This window comes from Sphingobium phenoxybenzoativorans (assembly GCF_001757355.1).
GTDB classification, from domain to species: domain Bacteria; phylum Pseudomonadota; class Alphaproteobacteria; order Sphingomonadales; family Sphingomonadaceae; genus Sphingobium; species Sphingobium phenoxybenzoativorans.
In genome coordinates this window covers 1-18,032 of record NZ_MINO01000037.1, presented here as the reverse complement: position 1 = coordinate 18,032, position 18,032 = coordinate 1, and the positions used below count along the sequence as shown (strand labels likewise).

The 18,032-nt window shown below is 56.4% G+C and carries 18 protein-coding genes and 1 other annotated feature; of the genes, 3 read left to right on the top strand and 15 right to left on the bottom strand.

Annotated elements, in window-relative coordinates:
- The 10 genes from BHQ40_RS15905 to BHQ40_RS26530 form a co-directional block, all read right to left on the bottom strand.
- On the bottom strand, positions 1–1,467 hold the full coding sequence (locus BHQ40_RS15905) for a 2-hydroxymuconic semialdehyde dehydrogenase (protein WP_070156807.1): 1,467 nt from the start codon (positions 1,465–1,467) through the stop codon (positions 1–3).
- Between the two features lie 66 nt (positions 1,468–1,533).
- Complete coding sequence (locus BHQ40_RS15900) at positions 1,534–2,457, bottom strand: catechol 2,3-dioxygenase (RefSeq protein WP_070156806.1); 924 nt, start codon at positions 2,455–2,457, stop codon at positions 1,534–1,536.
- Positions 2,458–2,485: 28 nt separating this feature from the next.
- The gene (locus BHQ40_RS25230; protein WP_083276981.1) at positions 2,486–2,812 is read right to left on the bottom strand and encodes a 2Fe-2S iron-sulfur cluster-binding protein; all 327 of its coding nucleotides are present in this window, start codon (positions 2,810–2,812) and stop codon (positions 2,486–2,488) included.
- Position 2,813: 1 nt separating this feature from the next.
- A complete protein-coding gene (locus BHQ40_RS15895) occupies positions 2,814–3,875 on the bottom strand; it encodes an NADH:ubiquinone reductase (Na(+)-transporting) subunit F (RefSeq protein ID WP_070156805.1) in 1,062 nt (353 codons plus the stop codon).
- A 20-nt stretch (positions 3,876–3,895) separates the two neighbouring features.
- Positions 3,896–4,255: a phenol hydroxylase subunit P4 gene (locus BHQ40_RS15890; RefSeq protein ID WP_070156804.1), complete on the bottom strand. Its 360-nt coding sequence runs from the start codon at positions 4,253–4,255 to the stop codon at positions 3,896–3,898.
- A gap of 40 nt (positions 4,256–4,295) precedes the next feature.
- A complete protein-coding gene (locus tag BHQ40_RS15885; RefSeq protein WP_070156803.1) occupies positions 4,296–5,834 on the bottom strand; it encodes an aromatic/alkene/methane monooxygenase hydroxylase/oxygenase subunit alpha in 1,539 nt (512 codons plus the stop codon).
- A gap of 27 nt (positions 5,835–5,861) precedes the next feature.
- Complete coding sequence (locus BHQ40_RS15880; protein WP_070156802.1) at positions 5,862–6,134, bottom strand: MmoB/DmpM family protein; 273 nt, start codon at positions 6,132–6,134, stop codon at positions 5,862–5,864.
- Positions 6,134–7,144: an aromatic/alkene monooxygenase hydroxylase subunit beta gene (locus tag BHQ40_RS15875; RefSeq protein WP_070156801.1), complete on the bottom strand. Its 1,011-nt coding sequence runs from the start codon at positions 7,142–7,144 to the stop codon at positions 6,134–6,136. The genes BHQ40_RS15880 and BHQ40_RS15875 overlap by 1 nt, the downstream gene beginning before the upstream one ends.
- A 17-nt stretch (positions 7,145–7,161) precedes the next feature.
- On the bottom strand, positions 7,162–7,446 hold the full coding sequence (locus tag BHQ40_RS15870) for a phenol hydroxylase subunit (protein WP_070156800.1): 285 nt from the start codon (positions 7,444–7,446) through the stop codon (positions 7,162–7,164).
- Positions 7,447–7,986: 540 nt separating this feature from the next.
- A complete protein-coding gene (locus BHQ40_RS26530; RefSeq protein WP_083276979.1) occupies positions 7,987–8,223 on the bottom strand; it encodes a transposase in 237 nt (78 codons plus the stop codon).
- A gap of 639 nt (positions 8,224–8,862) precedes the next feature.
- Between BHQ40_RS26530 and BHQ40_RS15865 the strand changes: the two genes are divergently transcribed.
- Entirely contained in the window at positions 8,863–10,662 is a 1,800-nt protein-coding gene (locus BHQ40_RS15865) for a sigma-54-dependent Fis family transcriptional regulator (RefSeq protein ID WP_083276978.1), read from the top strand.
- An 84-nt stretch (positions 10,663–10,746) separates the two neighbouring features.
- Positions 10,747–10,938, top strand: coding sequence for a 2-hydroxymuconate tautomerase (gene thmT, locus BHQ40_RS15860; RefSeq protein WP_070156799.1), 192 nt, complete (start codon positions 10,747–10,749; stop codon positions 10,936–10,938).
- 176 nt (positions 10,939–11,114) lie between these two features.
- On the opposite strand, the gene BHQ40_RS15855 is transcribed toward thmT, so the two are convergent.
- The 4 genes from BHQ40_RS15855 to BHQ40_RS15835 all read right to left on the bottom strand — a co-directional run bounded on the left by BHQ40_RS15855 (position 11,115) and on the right by BHQ40_RS15835 (position 15,330).
- Positions 11,115–12,235, bottom strand: a protein-coding gene (locus BHQ40_RS15855) for an IS3 family transposase (RefSeq protein ID WP_435593924.1) whose coding sequence is annotated in 2 segments (ribosomal slippage) — positions 11,115–11,986 and positions 11,986–12,235 — 1,122 coding nt in all. Because the reading frame shifts where the segments join, the coding sequence is not laid out codon by codon here.
- 224 nt (positions 12,236–12,459) lie between these two features.
- On the bottom strand, positions 12,460–14,208 hold the full coding sequence (locus BHQ40_RS15845; RefSeq protein WP_070156798.1) for a PHA/PHB synthase family protein: 1,749 nt from the start codon (positions 14,206–14,208) through the stop codon (positions 12,460–12,462).
- Positions 14,209–14,298: 90 nt separating this feature from the next.
- Positions 14,299–14,481 carry a replication initiator protein A gene (locus tag BHQ40_RS15840; protein WP_253183385.1) on the bottom strand — a complete coding sequence of 61 codons (183 nt, stop codon included), beginning with the start codon at positions 14,479–14,481 and terminating at the stop codon, positions 14,299–14,301.
- 324 nt (positions 14,482–14,805) lie between these two features.
- Positions 14,806–15,330: a DUF1993 domain-containing protein gene (locus BHQ40_RS15835; protein WP_070156796.1), complete on the bottom strand. Its 525-nt coding sequence runs from the start codon at positions 15,328–15,330 to the stop codon at positions 14,806–14,808.
- A 619-nt stretch (positions 15,331–15,949) separates the two neighbouring features.
- Here BHQ40_RS15835 and BHQ40_RS15825 point away from each other — a divergent pair.
- Positions 15,950–17,178, top strand: a protein-coding gene (locus BHQ40_RS15825) for an IS3 family transposase (RefSeq protein WP_139139323.1) whose coding sequence is annotated in 2 segments (ribosomal slippage) — positions 15,950–16,238 and positions 16,238–17,178 — 1,230 coding nt in all. Because the reading frame shifts where the segments join, the coding sequence is not laid out codon by codon here.
- Positions 16,231–16,347: a sequence feature (AL1L pseudoknot), on the top strand. (Overlaps the previous gene by 117 nt.)
- Positions 17,179–17,366: 188 nt before the next feature.
- Here BHQ40_RS15825 and BHQ40_RS15820 read toward each other — a convergent pair.
- Positions 17,367–18,032: site-specific integrase (locus BHQ40_RS15820; RefSeq protein WP_494338024.1), on the bottom strand; the 666-nt coding region annotated here is incomplete at its 5' end.

The following is an 18,032-nucleotide window of genomic DNA, read 5'->3' as shown; positions in this document are numbered from 1 at the left end:
TCAGAGCTTGACGCATATGTTTGTAAGTTCGGTATAGAATTCGAGGCTATGAACCCCGCCTTCCCGCCCGATGCCCGACATTTTCGAGCCCCCGAAAGGCGTCCGCAGATCACGCAGGAACCACGAATTGACCCAGACGAGCCCGACGTCCATCTGTGCGGCAACACGGTGAGCCCGGCTCGTATTCTCTGTCCAGATTGAACAAGCCAAGCCGTAATCGGTATCGTTCGCGCGTCGCACTACCTCAGCTTCATCATCGAAGGGGCTAACATGGCAGCAAGGGCCGAAAATTTCCTCGCGCATAATGGCACTATCATCGTCCAGACCTGTCCAGATCGTAGGCTCGATCCAGGCGCCACCTTGAAGCGATGGGACCATATCAGGCACGCCACCCCCAGTGATTACGTTAGCTCCCAGATCTCTTGCCTTATCATAGTAGGAGAGGACTTTGTCACGATGCTCAAGGCTAATGAGAGGCCCCATATTTGCACTTGCGTCGTCAGGAACGCCCAACTTCAGTCCCTTTGCGCCGTCGCGAAGCCGCTCTACAAACTGATCAAAAATGGACCGCTCGACGAACACGCGCTCGGTTCCCAGGCACACCTGCCCGCAGTTCGCGAAGGCGGACCTCATGGTGCCTTCGATAGCTTTGTCCATATCACAGTCTGCGAAGACGATCGCGGGATTCTTGCCACCCAATTCGAAGCTAACAGGCCTTACTCGGTCAGCTCCAGCCTTCATAATGGCAGCACCTGTGCGAGTTTCGCCCGTGAAGGTTATAGCGTCGACCCCTCGATGACTGGTCAAGAACGCGCCAGCGCTGTCCGGACCAAATCCGTTTACAACGTTATAGACCCCATCGGGAATTCCAGCGTCACGCATCACTTCAGCAAGCAAACTGGCGGTTGTAGGGGTTTCCTCGGATGGTTTGACAATGACGGTATTCCCGCAGGCAAGCGCAGGTCCGACCTTCCACGTCATTAGCAAGAGAGGTAAATTCCAGGGCGAGATCACCCCGATAACGCCTCGCGGTTTGCGGATCGCGTAGTTTATGGCTCCGGTACCATCGGGCGTTCCCATCTGGAACGCTTCCGTCGCGACGTTCTTGACCAGATCGGCAAAGACTTTGAAATTTGAGGCGCCGCGCGGGATGTCGATGTGGCGAGCAAGGCTGAAGGGCTTTCCCGTGTCAGCACACTCAGCAGCCAGGAACTCGTCGAAGCGAGCCATTACCCCATCTGCAACACGGTGGAGCAAAGTGGCGCGCTCGTCTACCGACATGTCGCCCCACGGTCCGCTGAGCGCCCTGCGCGCTGCCGCAACAGCAGCATCCACGTCAGCCGCGCTAGCTTCAACCACCTTGCTGATCAGGCTATTGTCAACGGGGTTACGATTCTCGAACAGATTGCGCCCCTGCCCCTCCTGAAAGGATCCATCAACAAAGTTACTTATAATTTTCTCGGACATGTGTTTTTCTCAGCCTGTAGCCATGAATAATAAATCTCGGCGCCGGTGGATGCAGCCCATCTGGCGTCACGTAACAACCGTCATGAACCGGTCGTTGAGCGCACGCTCATAATAGAAGATCGCCTTCCCCGCCTGATCCGCAGTCCATTGCCTCACTGGGTTGTCCGGATAAAAGTCATACCCACCCGAAAAGACCTCGTTGCGATTGCCCGAAGGGTCGAAGAAGTAGATCGTCTGCCCCCGCGTAATCCCATGCCGCGTCGGCCCAATATCAACAGACATGTCATAACGGGTCATCAGATCAGCCGCATGGCCAATGTCGTGCCAACTTTCCAACCGGAAACTCACATGATGAAGCTTGGCATCTTCCCCAAATCGCACAAGAGCCAAATCATGTGCCTTCATTCCGCAAGACAGGAAAATTGCTATCGTATCGCCGTCAGGCGTGACAGCTTTCTCGGCGACCTGAAATCCAAGCAGATCGACAAAAATCCTGGCTGTTGCGTCGATGTCAATTCCATAGACCAAACAGTGATCAAAGCGTTGAGCTTTCATGCCACGCGGTTCATCATGCCAAAGGTCTGGATTTTCAATCATTGGGCCTTTGGAAGATAATTCCATGGACGAAAACAGCTCAAATCGATGACCTGTAGGCGCAAAGAAGCTCAATCTACGGCCGAGACCAGGCTGCTCGCCGGCCGCAACCTCTTCGACAGAGAGGCCAGAATCAGAGAGTGATCGCCCAAGGGCGGTGAGGACCTCATCCGACGAGACTTTGAATCCCATGAAATCCATCCCCGGCTCGTCAGCCTCCCTAAGGATTATGCTATGATGATCGAATTCGTCGGGAGCCTTAAGATAGGCGCGGCCATCGGCGCCCATTTCAACAAGGTCGAGGCCGATCCGGTCGCGATAATGAACCAGCGACGCTTCCATATCAAGCACGCGAACCTGGACATATCCAGGCCGTAAGACACCGGTGAGAGCCATCAAACATCTCCATTTTCTATCAGCGGGCTCAGGTTGTCCCGCTTGGTTGAAACGCGCATTTCGGGCTCGGCGCGAGCTCCAGAACGAGGTTCGAAGACGGCCGAACACAGCAGGCAAGCACAATGCCGTCAGACAGGTCATCCGTGGAAACATAGCGAGAGCTCATTTTGCCAACTCTAAATTCGCCTTCCACTATCCGTACGCGACATGCGCCACACCCGCCACGACGGCAGCCAATAGGTATCGCATGGATGCCGCCACGTTCCATGGCGCCGAGCACGCTCTGCTCGCTTGTGCAGAGGAACCGGTGCTCCGTACCGACCTCGATGCCAAATGTTTGATGCGGCGAAGTCATCTCAGATCTTTTTGAAAAGAGGGCTTTTGGCCAAATTCTCGCCATCGGATTTAGTCGAGAATGTCTCGGTAAATATGTCCTTCTCGAACAAGCGCCCCTTCATCAAAGACCGAATGCAAGCGTCGATCATAGGAGGAGGGCCGCATAAGTAAGCTTTATGCCCCTTAAAACTCCCTTCAAATATCGCTTCAGCAGCCTCATGGACGAAGCCAGTTGTACCGTCCCACAATCCGTCAGCGGCTGCTTGGGACAAGACAGGGATGTATCTGAAGTTGTTGTGCTTTATTGCCAACTGCCTAAAGTCATCAGCAAAATACAAATCCTCAGCCGTCCGAACGCCGTGAATGAGAGTGATTGGCCCACTCCATTCCCTGTCGAGAAGATCCAAGGTCATGCTCTTGGGACTTGAAAGTCCTGAGCCGCCGGCCAAGAATATTATGGGGTCTTTGGAAGAGGCACGCACAAAGAACCGACCCAAAGGACCGGTCACTCTCAGTTCTAGGCCCAGAGCGGCATTTTTATGAATCCACTCGGTCCCCACTCCACCAGGAACTTTGCGCACGTGGAGCTCTATCACCTTCGGGTTTGCGGGCGAGCTTGCGATCGAGAATGAGCGGGGCTCGGAGCATCCAGGAATGTCTACATTTACATACTGTCCGGCCTGAAAGGGAAGGCCGTCGCCCGGGATCTCGAGCCAGACCCCAAGAATGTCAGGGGTCAACTTTTCAAAGCGAACGATAGTGCCTACAACGTCTTGAACCTGAAGATGAAGCGCGTCCGGATCAACCTCGACGTCTGCTTCTATGGTAAGGTCGCTCTGAGCCGTCGCGCAGCAGGCCAGCGCTCTCCCCTCTTCGCGCTCATAGTCCATCAATGCAAAAGGCGATGCATCACCGTGCTCAACTTCGCCGTCGATGACCGAAAGCTTGCATGTGCTGCACAGCCCGTGATTGCACTGGTAAGGCAAGTATATTCCGTTTCTGAGGCACGCGTCGAGGATGGTTTGGCCATCCTCGATCGCGATCGTCTCACCAAGCGGTTCGATGGTCAGCTCATAAGTCATACTTCGCCCCAAACCGATCTTTAAAAGTGCTTGTTACCGATCCCCTGGAGCCCAGGCGTTACAAAGCTCAGGAGGGATTTGTGACCAACGCCATTATCCGCGAGGCTTGCCTGAGGATCCGGATCGAATGGCTTTCCATCCAGCGTCCACTTTACATCAGACCACGTGATGTTAGAGAAATCCGGATGTTGCTGATAAGCTGGACCCAGAACGTTCTGCACTAGATCATCAAACACCATCCCCGACGGAAGCGGGAACGCAACTGGCGCGCAAAACATCAGATGGTCTTCCCAATGCAAATAAACGAGTTGGTTCCCATGAAAGTTTTCTAATGCGTCCTTTGCAGGAAGCTTATACGGGCTGATTGAGACGACTGCCATTGCGCAACCTTTCTATAGTCTATCTCTGCTTTGACTTGACCTATCCGGCCGCTCTCTGCGCAGACTTTGTCCAGTCGTTCCAGATCGTCTGATCGGGAGATCCTTCGTAGTCCAGATTATCCGAGCCGTTCTTTATGCCATACCAATCGAGAACCTCCGGCATCGTCGCTCCGCCGCAATTGCCTTGGAAAATCTGATGCACGGGCAGCCAGGACTGTACATATTTCTGCGGCTCGAATTCGAAGATGTCCTTACATCCATCTGAACAGAAGTGATACTTCTCGCCCTCGAACTCTGTACTACGTAGGCAAAGCTTGGTCGGGTCATCTGGTTCTGTAAATACCATAGGGATCTGACAAACATTGCAGAGCTGAGGCAGAGAGTTATTATAGAAGCGCTCGCCCTTCTGCTGCAATGACCGCCAGTGCTCATAACGGGGGCGATAGAGCTGATCGAACGTTTCCGGATACTTCTCAGACAGCCATGCGAGTTCATCGTCATTGGGAATCCAAGTGTGGAACGCGGCGGCGCGCGTGTAGTTATAAAAGGTTGACCAGACCTCATGGGTCAGGCGATCTTTTTCCTTTGACGCGACGTCAGCGTATTTTGGTGTCGTGATACCATATCGAGAGAGATCTTCGAACAAAGCACCACCGGCTTCCTCGAAGTAAATGCCCCACGCCTCTGCCCATGACATCACGCGCTTCGGAAGCATGTAGTCCATCATCATAGCAACGATAGAAAGCAGCCGATATCCACGCCAGAACCACTTGTCGATCCATCGCTGAACGATCGGAACGTTATCTGCATCCTGCTCCAGCATGAACTTGATGATTTCAAGTCCGAGAGTCATGTGCCGGCTCTCGTCGGATTGCGCACTGAATCCAAACGTCACAGTAGCCATATCACCGTTATATGCGGCACCGCTCATAAATGGCACGAACAAGAGGTTGGTCAGCACATACTCAAAACTAAAGCTGATTGCCGTTAAGAACTCAAACGGCCCGGCCGTCATCGCATCTTCGAAGAAGCTCTTTGGCACAGACAAATACCAAACACGATCAAACATGTGTCGCGGATCATGAAGGCCGTCGAAGTACTTATTGTAGTGGCTGATAGTATGCATTTGCGTCTGCGCATGACGAAGCTCGTCGATAGCTTGCATCTGGCAGGCTACACGCGGCCCAGCGCCAACGAAATGACGACCAACATGCGCGTAGCCGCGGTGGGCCATATATTCCAGGGGCGATACACCCGTGAGGAAAATCTTCAACGCATTGACGTATCGTGCGTCGGTGATTTTCATCTGGCCATTGTTCTGGGCGAAGCTATCAATCACCGCGTAAAGTTTGCGCTCCTTCTCGGCTTGATACTTCCAATAAGCGTCCATCGTGAGCCGAAAAGGGTCTTCGAACGCATCCCAATCGTGGATTTTAATTCCCTCATAGGACGCGAAGGGAAAGACCTTATCCATGGGCTGATATGAGGTCTCCCATCCCAGACCCCTGGTTAAATGCCCATAGCGCTCCTTAAGTCCAAGCTTCTTAGCCTTACGCTCAATTTTTGTCTCAGCATTCATAACATCTCTCCATGAATAGTCAGTCGCTTAGCGATTCCATTCGAGAACGAACTTATCATCATCCTCGTCGACGTTACCTGCCAAGCTGACAAGACTGAGTTGCAGTTCCTGCAAGTCAAATGGACGCCCCATTTCGGACTCTATCGACTCCCGATTTACAATCAAGCGGCCCGGGCAGTCTATCTTAGTCATCGATGGGTACACGTTCACTACAGCTTCAGCATTGTCTGCCGAGATTGCGTTAATGATCGCTCTGCCTTCATCCGTATTTTGAAGAGTTATTGATACGTTGCCTGCCATTATATGTGGACCCTATCGTCTGTGCGGAACTTGGCGAAACGCGCTTCCAGTCGTTCTTCAGCACTACCAAGCGCTGTCTCAGCGTCATTGCGGAGGACTTCGCGCGCCAAAGGTTCAAGCGCCGGCAGCGCGATACCACTCCACTTCGCAACCCAGCTCGAGATCAAATTCGCGTTCTGCGGCGATTCCTTCGCGGCTCGTGTTAGTACCGCATCCACCCAGCGCGCCGTCTCATCATGCCAATCCGACAAAAATTCTGTGAGAAGGGAAACGCCATGCGCGCCCCTTTTCTGCCCTTCATCGTCAAATGCGCCGAGCACCAGCGAATAGACCAGCGTGTCGAATACAAAATTCTGTGCAACGAACTGTTCAAACCAGTCATTGAGGACGAGGCTATCTTCAACCATCCGCCGGATCGGTTGCCAGACCGGGAGCTCCATCCATGCCATCTTTGCCGTTGCGAGGCTCTCTCCCGTCTGATTGTCGAGAAGCAACCCTATTCGGCTGAGAATCTGCGCATTCCCGAGTCTATCCATCGTGGCGTACATCGTTGCTTGGGTAATTGCAGCGCCGTACCCGAGATCGGTAATGTTGCAATTGTTCATGTTAGCACCCCATTCGAAGTGCCTGAGCGGGATAAGATACAGTTGCAACAGATCCCGCCAATTCGGTTCGATACTGTCGAAGCTGCGCCGCTTTTCGACAAAGGCGAAGTTCTTTTCCGTCGACTCCATCATCCGGGCGCGCGCAATGGTATACGCACCGTAATAGTATTGACGTGGGTCTTTAAAGGCGTCCCAGTCTTCCATTTCTAACGCAGTGCGACGTTTATCAAACAGTTCGAACTCCGGAGCCCAAGTCGGCCGATAATGGAAGTTCGCACTCGGCTGCATGTCAAACGTGGCTTCGTCGTAGCGCGATGCCGCCTTGTCGCTACCTGACCGCCGCGCGATGTGCGCGAAAGTGTTGCGACGGGGTTGAACGCTGGTAGTTTTGATATCAACTGTCATCGAAATACCCCTCCTATTTATTTAGCTTGGGTGGCTGTTTTTGAAATTTCACCGCTTGCATCTTTGTGCAGCCATTTGAGCCGCTCAAATGGTGCCATTGCTAGCGGTTCAATCGATAATGACGCTTCGTTTGAGGCGCAGAATTCCTTAAACGCCTCATACGGTAGGACGAGTTCGACGGATAAGTCGGGATCAGCGACAGTGAAATTGAACTGAACAAACCGTCCCGTGGTTCCAGTCACGTGCGCCCAGCGTCGCTCGACGTCGAACTCTCGGTCAAATTTGACAGGCTGATCGCTCATTGCTCTCTCCACAAGCATGCCTACAACAGCACTTATGCTCTCTCGTTGAATGGAAGCAAAATTCATGCCAAGCGATCGGTCTCAGGGGGTTGAAGCAGCTAAGTCTGTGTTCTTGCGGACAATTATCTCAACAGACTGCGGCGGAGCTTTGTATGCGACCGCAGGTTTGGGTACGCAGCATATCGATATGAGTGAAGGAGTCGGGCTTCGATGTGATCATTTGGAAAAGCGCAACCTCGGAAGCTCAAAGAGAAATATGTCGAGCGGCCTTTGGGTCTTGCCGCTGACGTGCTGAGGCGGACAGCCACTGCGGTCTTAATTAGGTGCACCGGTCGGGTGCATCTATGCAATCTGTCCGTTCACGAAGCATCGCATGGCCGCGGGTGCCGCTGAAATCCGCGGATCGGATCCCTAATCACGTCATCGCGCTTAAAACGCTCCGTTTCCCTGAGATTGTTCGATCGCAACCTAGTTGGTTTGCAATCACCACGCTGTTGCCTCCACAATATTGTCTGACTCAGCATGCGGCGTGGACGACAGTCACAAGAAGGCCGCCGCGTAGACTTCGGCACGCGTTACCGCTGCCCAAGCGACGTGCGCTCCACAGACGTCCAGAAGCTTTCGGAGGCTTCCCTCGCCTCGCTTAGTGATGCCACCGAGCCGCTGCCTACCCCTCGAGCTGTGAGGGCGCGGCGTTGAGCCGAGCCAGGCCGCGATTGGCGGCCGCATCGGTTTTTGCGATGCGTCGCGCACAGCAACGGTGATCTTCGATGCCATCACCGAGCGGAAGCGGAAAATTTTGGTTGATGACGACTTGTGTGATTTGCGCAGCGCGATGCGATGATCTGGACTTCGAGACGATCGACTTTACTCGCCAGCGACCGGAGCTGACCACAGATCACGGATATGAAGCTATCCTCCAACGCCCTTTGTTGAGAAGCTTCATCAACGCGGTTTGCTACCGGATCAACAGATCGCCCGCCTCGCGGAGAATCATCATCGCTTGCTGCTCGATGGGCTTCCCAACTACAAATGAGCTTGGTCGGCCGAGTGACGATCGCAGAGGGCATTGGCAGCGTTGGTCTTTCACCGCGTCAAATACGGCTTCCCATATGCCCACGTCATCAAACGCATGTCGTGACCGAGGCGAGAGCCTCTTGGCTCTAGTGCTGCGACGTTGCGGAAGTTTTGTCCGACTGAATATGGCTTCAAAAACGCGGAAATTCGCGGACCCTTCGCTAGATCGACACCGACCGTCACCATCTCTTGGAGCACAAATCGACCTATAGATTTAGCTCAACGACCACAGCACATCTCTGCGCACTCACGCTCTAGGAGGGTTCACGAAATGGTTATAAATGCATTGACACTGCTGTCGCGCGCTTTATCATTTCGAAAAAGGTTTGGAGAGTCGAGATGGATTTGCTTCGATCAGATGCATGCAGACGCGACGATGGCACCGATGGCAAGGGCGGCACGACGTTTTTGGAAAACGAGCTTCCGGGAATAGATGATTTGACGGAACAACTCCGCTTTTCGCCGGGCACGGGTCATATTTGGCTCGGGGACGAGCGGATGGTTCTAATGCACACGCAAGCAATGCGAGCACTTCGGGAGGAGCTCATTACCACAATTGGGATGAGCGCGACTAAATCGCTTCTTATGCGGATCGGATATGCTTCTGGTGTTAAAGACGCTGAGCTAGCCGTCAAAGTACGAGGTGAGCGAACCTTCAATGAATTCTTTCTGGTTGGACCTCAGTTGCACGCGCTCGAGGGAGTGGGAAGAGTGGAGCCGATATCGGTTCAGTTCGATCCCAAATCAGGCCAGTTTTATGGCGAATTTGTCTGGCATGATAGCTGGGAGGATGAGGTTCACATCGACAGCTATGGAATTACTGCAGAGGCGGCTTGCTGGACCCAGCTGGGATATGCTTCAGGCTATACATCCACATTTGTCGGCCGCCCAATTGCTTATAAGGAGGTGGAGTGTCGAGCTACCGGTCATACCGCCTGTCGCATCATCGGAAGGCCCTTGAGTGAATGGGGCACGGAAGCCGATCATGACTTGCTCTATTTGAAGCCACAGGATTTCGTGAACGCAAGGAGCGCCCCTATTAATTCGGCCGGTGCTCGAGAGGAGGTCATGACTGCTGAGGGGCGCCCGCCAGTGATCGCATCCTCGAAGAGCTTGGTGGGAGCGTCTGCCGGCTTTAACCTTGTATGCCATATGCTCGAAAAGGTTGCGCCGACCAATGCCTCAGTGTTGTTACTAGGAGAAAGCGGAGTCGGTAAGGAAGTGTTCGCTCGCACACTTCAGCGGATCTCTTCGAGGCCGAACGGTCCGTTTATCGCCGTGAACTGCGCTGCGGTTCCTGAACAACTTATCGAGGCGGAGCTATTCGGCGTGGTCAAGGGAGCCTATACCGGGGCGACAGAAGATCGGCCCGGCCGATTTGAACGCGCGGACGGTGGAACGATTTTCCTCGATGAGATAGGAACGCTCTCGCTTCCTGCGCAAGGCAAGTTGCTTCGAGTTTTGCAGGAACGGGAAGTTGAAAGGGTCGGAGACACGAAAACGAGACGCGTAGATGTTCGGGTCGTGGCCGCGACCAATGAGAACTTGAGAAAGCGCGTTGAGGCTAAGGAGTTTCGGCAGGATCTTTTTTACAGGCTGAACGTCTTTCCGGTCGTCATTCCACCTCTTCGAGAGCGAAGAGCCGATATTTCTCTCTTAATGGAACACTTTCTCCAGCTTTTCAATAAGCGGCATGGCAAGTCTAATGCGGGATTCACTCAAAGGGCAATCGGAGCGCTCTTTTCCTACTCTTGGCCAGGAAATGTTCGGGAATTGGAGAATATGATTGAACGAGGGGTCATCTTGGCACCGCCGGGCGAAGCAATTGATCTATGTCATCTCTTCACCTCGGGTGAGAGCATTGATGCTCAGCTTCTCTCTATGGCGGCCAATGGGCGCCTCGAGAAATGTCGGAGCTCTGGATCGTCTGACGGATATCACGGAGCGGTCGATCTGGATGGCTTGGTCAACAACCTTATAGATACCGGCGTTGGTCTCGATGCTCTTGAGGGTTTGTTGCTCGACAAGGCAATCTCCAGAGCGGATGGCAACGTTTCTGAAGGAGCTCGAATTTTGGGTTTGACGCGGCCGCAATATGCTTATCGGCTCAAGCGTAAATCCGAGATCAAATCTGACTGATCGGCGCACATTGGTGGAAGTTGTATTGATAATCGAATTACATGGCTACCAAGAGTTTCATGCCCTCATAGAAGGAAATAGATTATGCCTTTTGCCCAAATATTCATCCTTGAAGGACGAACCGAAGAGCAAAAACGCGCAGTGATTGAGAAAGTCACCGAAGCCCTCGTTGAGGCTGTTGGTGCGCCAAAGGAGAATGTTCGGGTTTGGATCCACGATGTACCTAAGGAGAACTGGGGAATAGCGGGTGTTTCCGCGAAGGCGCTCGGCCGATAGTTTCAGGCTACTACGAAGATCTCGTCGGAACAGGTTTTGGCACTACCTTGACAGATGCCTGATTCTTAGAGTTCCGCCTGGGAACAATCTGATTCCTGCATCGCCAGCTTTGATGGAGGTTGGCGATGGACAAGAATTGGCAGCTGATCTGGAGCATTGTGACCTGCTCCCCGTTTTCAGGCCGCTGATAAGTTAGCTTCGGTATCCTCATGCCCTTGGCGAGGGCGGGTGGTGAACTCGGCGGGTGCCATGCCGCCGAGGCTGCTGTGCGGACGCACGGTGTTGTAGTCCGTCCGCCATGCCTCGATGATCCTTCTCGCCGCAGCAAGCGATGGGAACAGGTGCTCGTTCAGGCACTCGTCGCGCAAGCGACCATTGAACGATTCCACGAAGCCGTTCTGCTGCGGCTTGCCCGGCGCGATGTAATGCCACTCGACCCCGGTGTCCTGGCACCACGCGAGGACAGCATGACTGGTCAACTCGGTGCCGTTGTCGCTGACCACCATGCACGGCAGCCCGCGACACTCGGCGATGGCTGTCAGCTCTCGCACGACACGCCGGCCTGACAGCGAGGTATCGACGATGCAGGCCAGGCACTCCCGGCTGTAGTCGTCGATGACGTTGAGCAGGCGGAACCGCCGGCCGCAGGCCAATGCATCCGACACGAAGTCGAGCGACCAGCGCTGGTTGGGCTCCTGCGGAATCGCTATCGGCGCCCGCGTGCCCAACGCTCGTTTTCGGCCGCCGCGCTTGCGCACCGTCAGCCGCTCCTCGCGATACAGCCGGTACACCTTCTTCAGGTTCATGCCCTTGCCCTCACGCCGAAGCAGGATCGCCAGCCGGCGATAGCCGAACCGACGACGCTCGTTGGCGATCTCGCGCATCCGCTCGCGGACAGCATCGTCCTTCCCGCGAAGCGGCTCATATTGCCACGCCGACCGGTTGACCCCGACCAGCCTGCAGGCGCGACGCTCGGAGAAGCCGTGGTCGGCAATCAGCTTCTCCACCGCAGCGTAGCGATCCACAGACCGGGTCAGTTTTTTCCCAGCAGATCCTTCAGCGCCGACACGTCCAGCATCGACTCCGCCAGCAGCTTCTTCAGCCGCCGGTTCTCGTCCTCCAGCGTCCGCAACCGCGCCGCTTCTGACACGGTCATGCCGCCGTACTTCGCCTTCCAGTTATAGAACGTCGCATCGCTGATGCCATGCTTCCGGCACAGCTCGGCGGTCTTCACGCCAGCCTCGTGCTCACGCAGCACGCCAATGATCTGGTCCTCGGTAAAACGGCCTCGCCGCATCGCTCGTCTCCATCTGACGAGCTAACCTACCAATGGCATGATTTCCGGGGAGCAGGTCAATTGGCATAAGGCGTATCAAAAGAAGTGGGTAAAAAGTCGCGGCGTCGGATGATGCGACGGGCAATATTCGCCTACCTCCCGCGACATCATGTGGCATTGTGCGGTGCAGCAAAGCTATTGCGCTGCCGTCCGGGCGCGCCGGATCGGAGGTCAGCGGAGTTGGTTTAGGGGATTTTCACATAACGCCCGGGGGCATCCTCGAGCGCTTTACGCTTTCCCTTTCCGGGAAGGCGCGCGCCCTTGGCCAAGAGCTTCGCGCTGTCCTGCGCCTCGATCCAGCGAAACCAGTCCGGCCACCAACTACCGGGCGTTTCCACAGCGGCGGCAACGAACTCGTCGAACGTGCCCGCCGGCTCCTCGCTGCTCCAGTAGCGATATTTGTTGACGGCCGGCGGGTTTACGACCCCGGCGATATGTCCCGATCCCGCTAGAACAAAGCGGACAGGCCCGCGGAAATGCTCGGTGATTTTCCACACGCTTTGCGGCGGCGCGATATGGTCCTCTTGGCCGGCCTGCACGTAGCTCGGCGTTGTCACGCGGTTGATATCTATCGGGGTTCCCAGCACGCAAAGTGCGCCGGGACAAACCAGCAGATTGTCGTGGTAGAAATCGCGCAGATAGGCCCGGAGCCAGGCGGCGGGCAGGTTAGTGGTGTCGGCGTTCCAATGCAGCAGATCGAACGGGCGGTGGTCCTCGCCCATCAGGTAATTGTTGACGACATAGTTCCAGATCAGGTCGCGCCCACGCAGCAGGTTGAAGGCTGCGGCCATATAGCGGCCGTCGAGATAGCCTTGATCACTCGAGAGCGCGGCGACGAGATCGAGCTGCACGTCGTCGACGAACAGCGAGAGGTCACCCGCTTCGCTGAAATCCACTTGCGCGGTGAAAAAGGTTGCGGACTTGACCTTGCCGCCTTGGCTGCGCGCGACAAGCAGTGCGAGGGTGGCGGCGAGGGTCGTGCCCGCCACGCAATAGCCGATGGTGTGAACGGCTTCGATGCTGCAAACGTCTCGAGCCACGTCAATAGCCTCGATTTGGGCGGCGACATAATCGTCGAGTGTGATTCCGGCGAAGCTCTGATCGGCCGATCTCCAGCTTACCATGAAAACGGTCAGACCCTGCTCGACCGCCCAACGCACGAAGCTTTTCTCGGCACCCAGATCGAGGATGTAGTAGCGGTTTATCCACGGCGGGAAGATCACGAGCGGGACGGCCAATACCGCTTCTGTCGTCGGCGCATACTGGATGAGCTGAAAGAGCGGCGTCTCGTGGATGACTTTGCCCGGCGTCGCAGCAATATCCTCGCCGACCGTGAAGGCACCGGCGGGCGACTGAGTGAGCTGGCCGCGCGACAGATCGCGCAGCAGATGCTGCAGCCCCTTGAGCAGGCTCTCGCCGCGCGTCTCCAGCATCCGTTCAAGCGCCGCCGGATTGGTTAGCGCGAAGTTGGACGGCGACATCGCCTCGGTGAACGAGCGCACCGCGAAACGCATCTTCTCGCGTTGCTTGTCGTCCACCCCCTCAATCGTGTCGATCGTTCGCATCAGGTGGAGCGAGATGATTCCGTAGATCTCGCGGATCAGATCGAAGATGGGATGATAGCGCCATGGGATCGCAGCGGCCTGCCGAGGGTCTGTGCGTACGGGATCGAGGATGCGCTGCCAAAACATCAGGCTGCTGCTCCAGAAATCGGCCTGTGTCTCCGCAAGCGCATCGATATTGAAGCCGAACGACACCCTGGCGGGATCGGTCAGCCGGGAGAGGTCCGGCGAGGCAAAGTTCTTGCCAGCCTGGGCGGAGACATCCTCGAGGATCAGCTGTTGGGCGCGGCTCATCACGCCGGACCAGTAGTGCATCTGCTCGAGGGTCAGGCGGGCCAGCGCCAGCGGGTTAGCGACCACGTGTTCATCCATTGCCCACTCCCGTCGATCGCGCCTGTTAACGCTCGCGTTCCGGCGTCGTAGTGCAGATGTTGCCACGCTGGCGAGCGTTCCGAAAGGTATTTAGCGATCTACAAGGAATATCGTTCGCCCCTGCTGCTTCATGCGATTGAGCGTCGATGACGCCCATCGGTTGACATCGACATCCCAGATTGTTGCCATGCGGTAATCGGAAATCGCCTCCACGCGCACCCATGCTTCACCATCCAGCTTCTGATATTTGATCGGCTTAAGACGCTCACGCACTTGGAGCAAAAAAGGCCGCTCCATGACCTCGCGTCGATCGCGAAGCGGATGTCACCGAGTGCGGAAATGAACAAATCGAAATCGGGACTGGGGCCACCTCGTTTATTCGCTTACTCCTATATCCGGTTAGGGGGTGAACGACGAACTGCGCATCGTCTGTCGTGGCGCTCCGGCTGCGGGTCAAACGTCAGTTCGGCTACATGCAGGCGAAATATGTGATGCGGGTGAAGATGCCGAAGACCTTGGAGATCGGAACCGGCAAAGGCGGCCATTAAGAGTTTCGGCTGGCAATCAATGGGTATGATGGGATCTAGCGCCCGCCAGTCAGGATGGCTTTCTGCGCACCCTACCATTGAAGTCCCGCTTGCCGATTTCCATCCCCTTCATCCGCAAGATGTCATAGGCTGTCGTCGCGTGAAAATAGAAATTAGGCTGGGAGAAAGAGAGAAGAAAATCCTCCGCCAGAAAATACATATGATTGTCGCCAAATGTGAATCGCAAGTCGGCCCCGATAAAGCTCTCGACCTCATCGGGATCAATGGCTTCCAGACTGGCGATCGCCTCCGCCACCCGCGCGCGAAGCCCGTCGAATGTGGAGGGCGGCGGCGAGGTGTCCGGCGAGAAGTTTCCTCGGCGCACCCCCTCTATTGCCCCGATCGAATGCACAGCCGTCGACTTCACCTGATAGCCAAAGGGCAGCATGTCATCGGCAAGACGGGCCTCGATGAGGGCATCGGGCGCCCATCCTTTTTCAGTGCAATAGACCTCAGCTTTGCCCAGGAGACGCGACATGGAGCCGAGAATCTGCAGACAGGATGGGATGGTAGCCGCATAGAGGGTAAATGCCATGTCTCTTTCCCAAAGTTGTCATCCATAGGTAATGGCCTCGCGTGATTTCTGCCAGCCTTGCTTAAAGCGTTCCAGTTCTTCGGGAACTGCGCTTCAACGCTCCGCCCTTGGGTCAGCACCAACCCGTGTCCTAGTGGTCGCTTGAGACACTCCTCTGGAGGTTTCTTCCGACAGCTGCATCACAGCACACCTACCTCGGTGGGGGAGCCGTCCGTCCCATTACATCAGACTTGATCGTCGAGAGCGAAAATTCTAGCTGCGAGAAGTTCAGGATGCACAGGCGTAACGACGTGGTTTCCCACCCAGCGTCAGCCCGATCTAACTGGCTCATCCGAGCCAAATGATCCGAGTGCGCTATAGTGCGGCACGATCTACTGGCGCGACGCTGATAACCGTGCAAGTGTCGAATTTGATGTCGCGCGACATTGGGTCATCTCGGCGAAATCCCCCGCTAAAAGGTTTGGCGCGTTCGGCAACGCTAGAACCGAGCGCGGTCGCCAATGCGGGCGTGCGGCGCTTGCCAGTACAATCAAACTCTCGTGGTCAGAATGGTGGCCCCAACGTTGTGAACCGCCCCGGGTTTGCCGGAGGCTCCAACTCCTGAGAGAGTGGAGCCTGTATGAGCAAGACGACGAACAAGTTTTCACCTGAGGTCCGCGATCGGGCGGTGCGGATGGTATTCGACCACGAGCGTGATTACCCGTCACGCTGGGCTGCGGTGGTTTCGATCTCGGAGAAGATCGGCTGCGTGCCGCAGACGCTGAACGACTGGGTGAAGAAGGCCGAGGTCGATAGCGGCAAGCGCGCCGGCGTCCCGACCGATGTTGCGGACAAGGTGAAGGCGCTGGAACGTGAGGTCCGCGAGCTGCGCCAGGCCAACGAGATCCTCCGCAAGGCGTCGGCATATTTTGCGCAGGCGGAGCTCGACCGCCCGTTCCGGCGATGATCGCGTTCATCGACGATCACCGCGAAGCCTATGGGGTCGAGCCGATCTGCAGGGTGCTGCCGATCGCCCCATCCACCTACCATGAGCACGTTGCACAGCGACGGGATGAGAGGCGCCTATCGGCGCGGGCCCAGCGGGATCGGGACCTCAAGCCCGAGATCGCGCGCGTGTTCGCCGAGAACTTCGCGGTGTACGGCGTGCGCAAGGTGTGGCGGCAGATGATGCGGGAGGGCTTCGCCGTCGCCCGCTGCACCGTCGAACGACTGATGCGCGAGATGGGCCTGCACGGAGTGATCCGCGGCAAGCCCGTGCGCACGACCGTCAGCAACAAGGCGGCGCCGTGTCCGCTCGATCGCGTGAACCGGCGGTTCTATGCGCCCGCGCCGAACATGCTGTGGGTATCGGACTTCACCTACGTCGCGACCTGGGCGGGGTTCGTCTACGTCGCGTTCGTAATCGATACCTATGCGCGCCGTATCGTCGGTTGGCGGGCTAGCAGAACGGCGCATGCCAGCTTCGTCCTCGATGCCCTGGAACAAGCGCTTCACGATCGTCGACCGGCCCACCGGGCCGGTCTCATCCATCATAGCGATCGAGGGTCGCAATACGTGTCGATCAAGTACACCGAGCGCCTCGCCGAAGCTGGAATCGAACCCTCCGTCGGCAGCGTGGGCGACAGCTACGACAACGCCTTGGCCGAGACGATCAACGGCCTCTACAAGGCCGAGGTGATCCATCGGCGCGGGCCATGGCGATCGTTCGAAGCTGTCGAATATGCCACGCTCGATTGGGTCGACTGGTTCAACAACCGTCGGCTGCTTGAGCCGATCGGCAATATCCCACCCGCTGAAGCCGAAGAGCGATACTACGCCATGCTCGACGACACGCCCATGGCAGCATAACTTAAAACCCGGAGCCTCCGACAAACCCGGGGCGGTTCAGTTGCGCGAAACAACGCTTGCTTCTGCGGAGCGGCTTACATCCTGCCTAATCGTGTGAAGCCCACCACTTATTCCACCATCCATTTCGACATCCACAGGTGCACGTAGCAAGGTGTTCGCATCTTAGGTGCATCGGACACGTACGTGTACTATCCCATCTTCGCCATCAGCCTACCAGCAGCCCCCTGCTCAGCCGCGAAGTTGCGGTTATAAGCGAGCGGCATTCGCGGACTCTTCCAGCGCAACGCGTCCATGATACCCGCCAGATCCTCCCCGCTGGCGAACAGGTCCTGGTTCAGCCCGATCCGCGTCGAATGGGCGCTGATCCCCTTGAGCAGCCGCGCCAGATCCTCCGCCGTGAGATCGGGCAGTGCGCCGACATCGAACGCTCGCTGGATGATCGATCGGAAGATCGGCCCGATCGACCCCGGGTGCAGCGCGGCGGTGCCGATGTCATATTCGACCCGTGCCTTCACCGCAGGCTTCGAAAGCGTCTTGCGTAGATCCCAGGTTTCGCGGCCCGAGATACTGTCGATCGGCCGACCGCGCACGGCAGCGCGCGCCTTGTACCGCCGCACTTGCACCCGACGGAACAGCGGCCCTGCCGTGATCTCGGCTGCTTCGGTCCAGGCAGCGATCGCGGCAACAGAGCGAGGACTGAGATAGGCGGTCGCCCCCTCCCCGTCCTGATCGCCCTTGCTGCGCAGGATCTGCAACAGCCGCGCCTCCGAATCGATCGCCTCCTCGATATGCTCGACCGCTACCGCCACCAGCTCGGAAGCGCGCAGGCCTGTGTCGTAGGCAGCCGACAGCAA

Coding starts and splice junctions, on each gene's coding strand:
- BHQ40_RS15905 (WP_070156807.1), bottom strand. CDS start 1,467: ATGTCCGAGAAAATTATAAGTAACTTTGTTGATGGATCCTTTCAGGAG.
- BHQ40_RS15900 (WP_070156806.1), bottom strand. CDS start 2,457: ATGGCTCTCACCGGTGTCTTACGGCCTGGATATGTCCAGGTTCGCGTG.
- BHQ40_RS25230 (WP_083276981.1), bottom strand. CDS start 2,812: ATGACTTCGCCGCATCAAACATTTGGCATCGAGGTCGGTACGGAGCAC.
- BHQ40_RS15895 (WP_070156805.1), bottom strand. CDS start 3,875: ATGACTTATGAGCTGACCATCGAACCGCTTGGTGAGACGATCGCGATC.
- BHQ40_RS15890 (WP_070156804.1), bottom strand. CDS start 4,255: ATGGCAGTCGTCTCAATCAGCCCGTATAAGCTTCCTGCAAAGGACGCA.
- BHQ40_RS15885 (WP_070156803.1), bottom strand. CDS start 5,834: ATGAATGCTGAGACAAAAATTGAGCGTAAGGCTAAGAAGCTTGGACTT.
- BHQ40_RS15880 (WP_070156802.1), bottom strand. CDS start 6,134: ATGGCAGGCAACGTATCAATAACTCTTCAAAATACGGATGAAGGCAGA.
- BHQ40_RS15875 (WP_070156801.1), bottom strand. CDS start 7,144: ATGACAGTTGATATCAAAACTACCAGCGTTCAACCCCGTCGCAACACT.
- BHQ40_RS15870 (WP_070156800.1), bottom strand. CDS start 7,446: ATGAGCGATCAGCCTGTCAAATTTGACCGAGAGTTCGACGTCGAGCGA.
- BHQ40_RS26530 (WP_083276979.1), bottom strand. CDS start 8,223: ATGGCATCGAAGATCACCGTTGCTGTGCGCGACGCATCGCAAAAACCG.
- BHQ40_RS15865 (WP_083276978.1), top strand. CDS start 8,863: ATGGATTTGCTTCGATCAGATGCATGCAGACGCGACGATGGCACCGAT.
- thmT (WP_070156799.1), top strand. CDS start 10,747: ATGCCTTTTGCCCAAATATTCATCCTTGAAGGACGAACCGAAGAGCAA.
- BHQ40_RS15845 (WP_070156798.1), bottom strand. CDS start 14,208: ATGGATGAACACGTGGTCGCTAACCCGCTGGCGCTGGCCCGCCTGACC.
- BHQ40_RS15835 (WP_070156796.1), bottom strand. CDS start 15,330: ATGGCATTTACCCTCTATGCGGCTACCATCCCATCCTGTCTGCAGATT.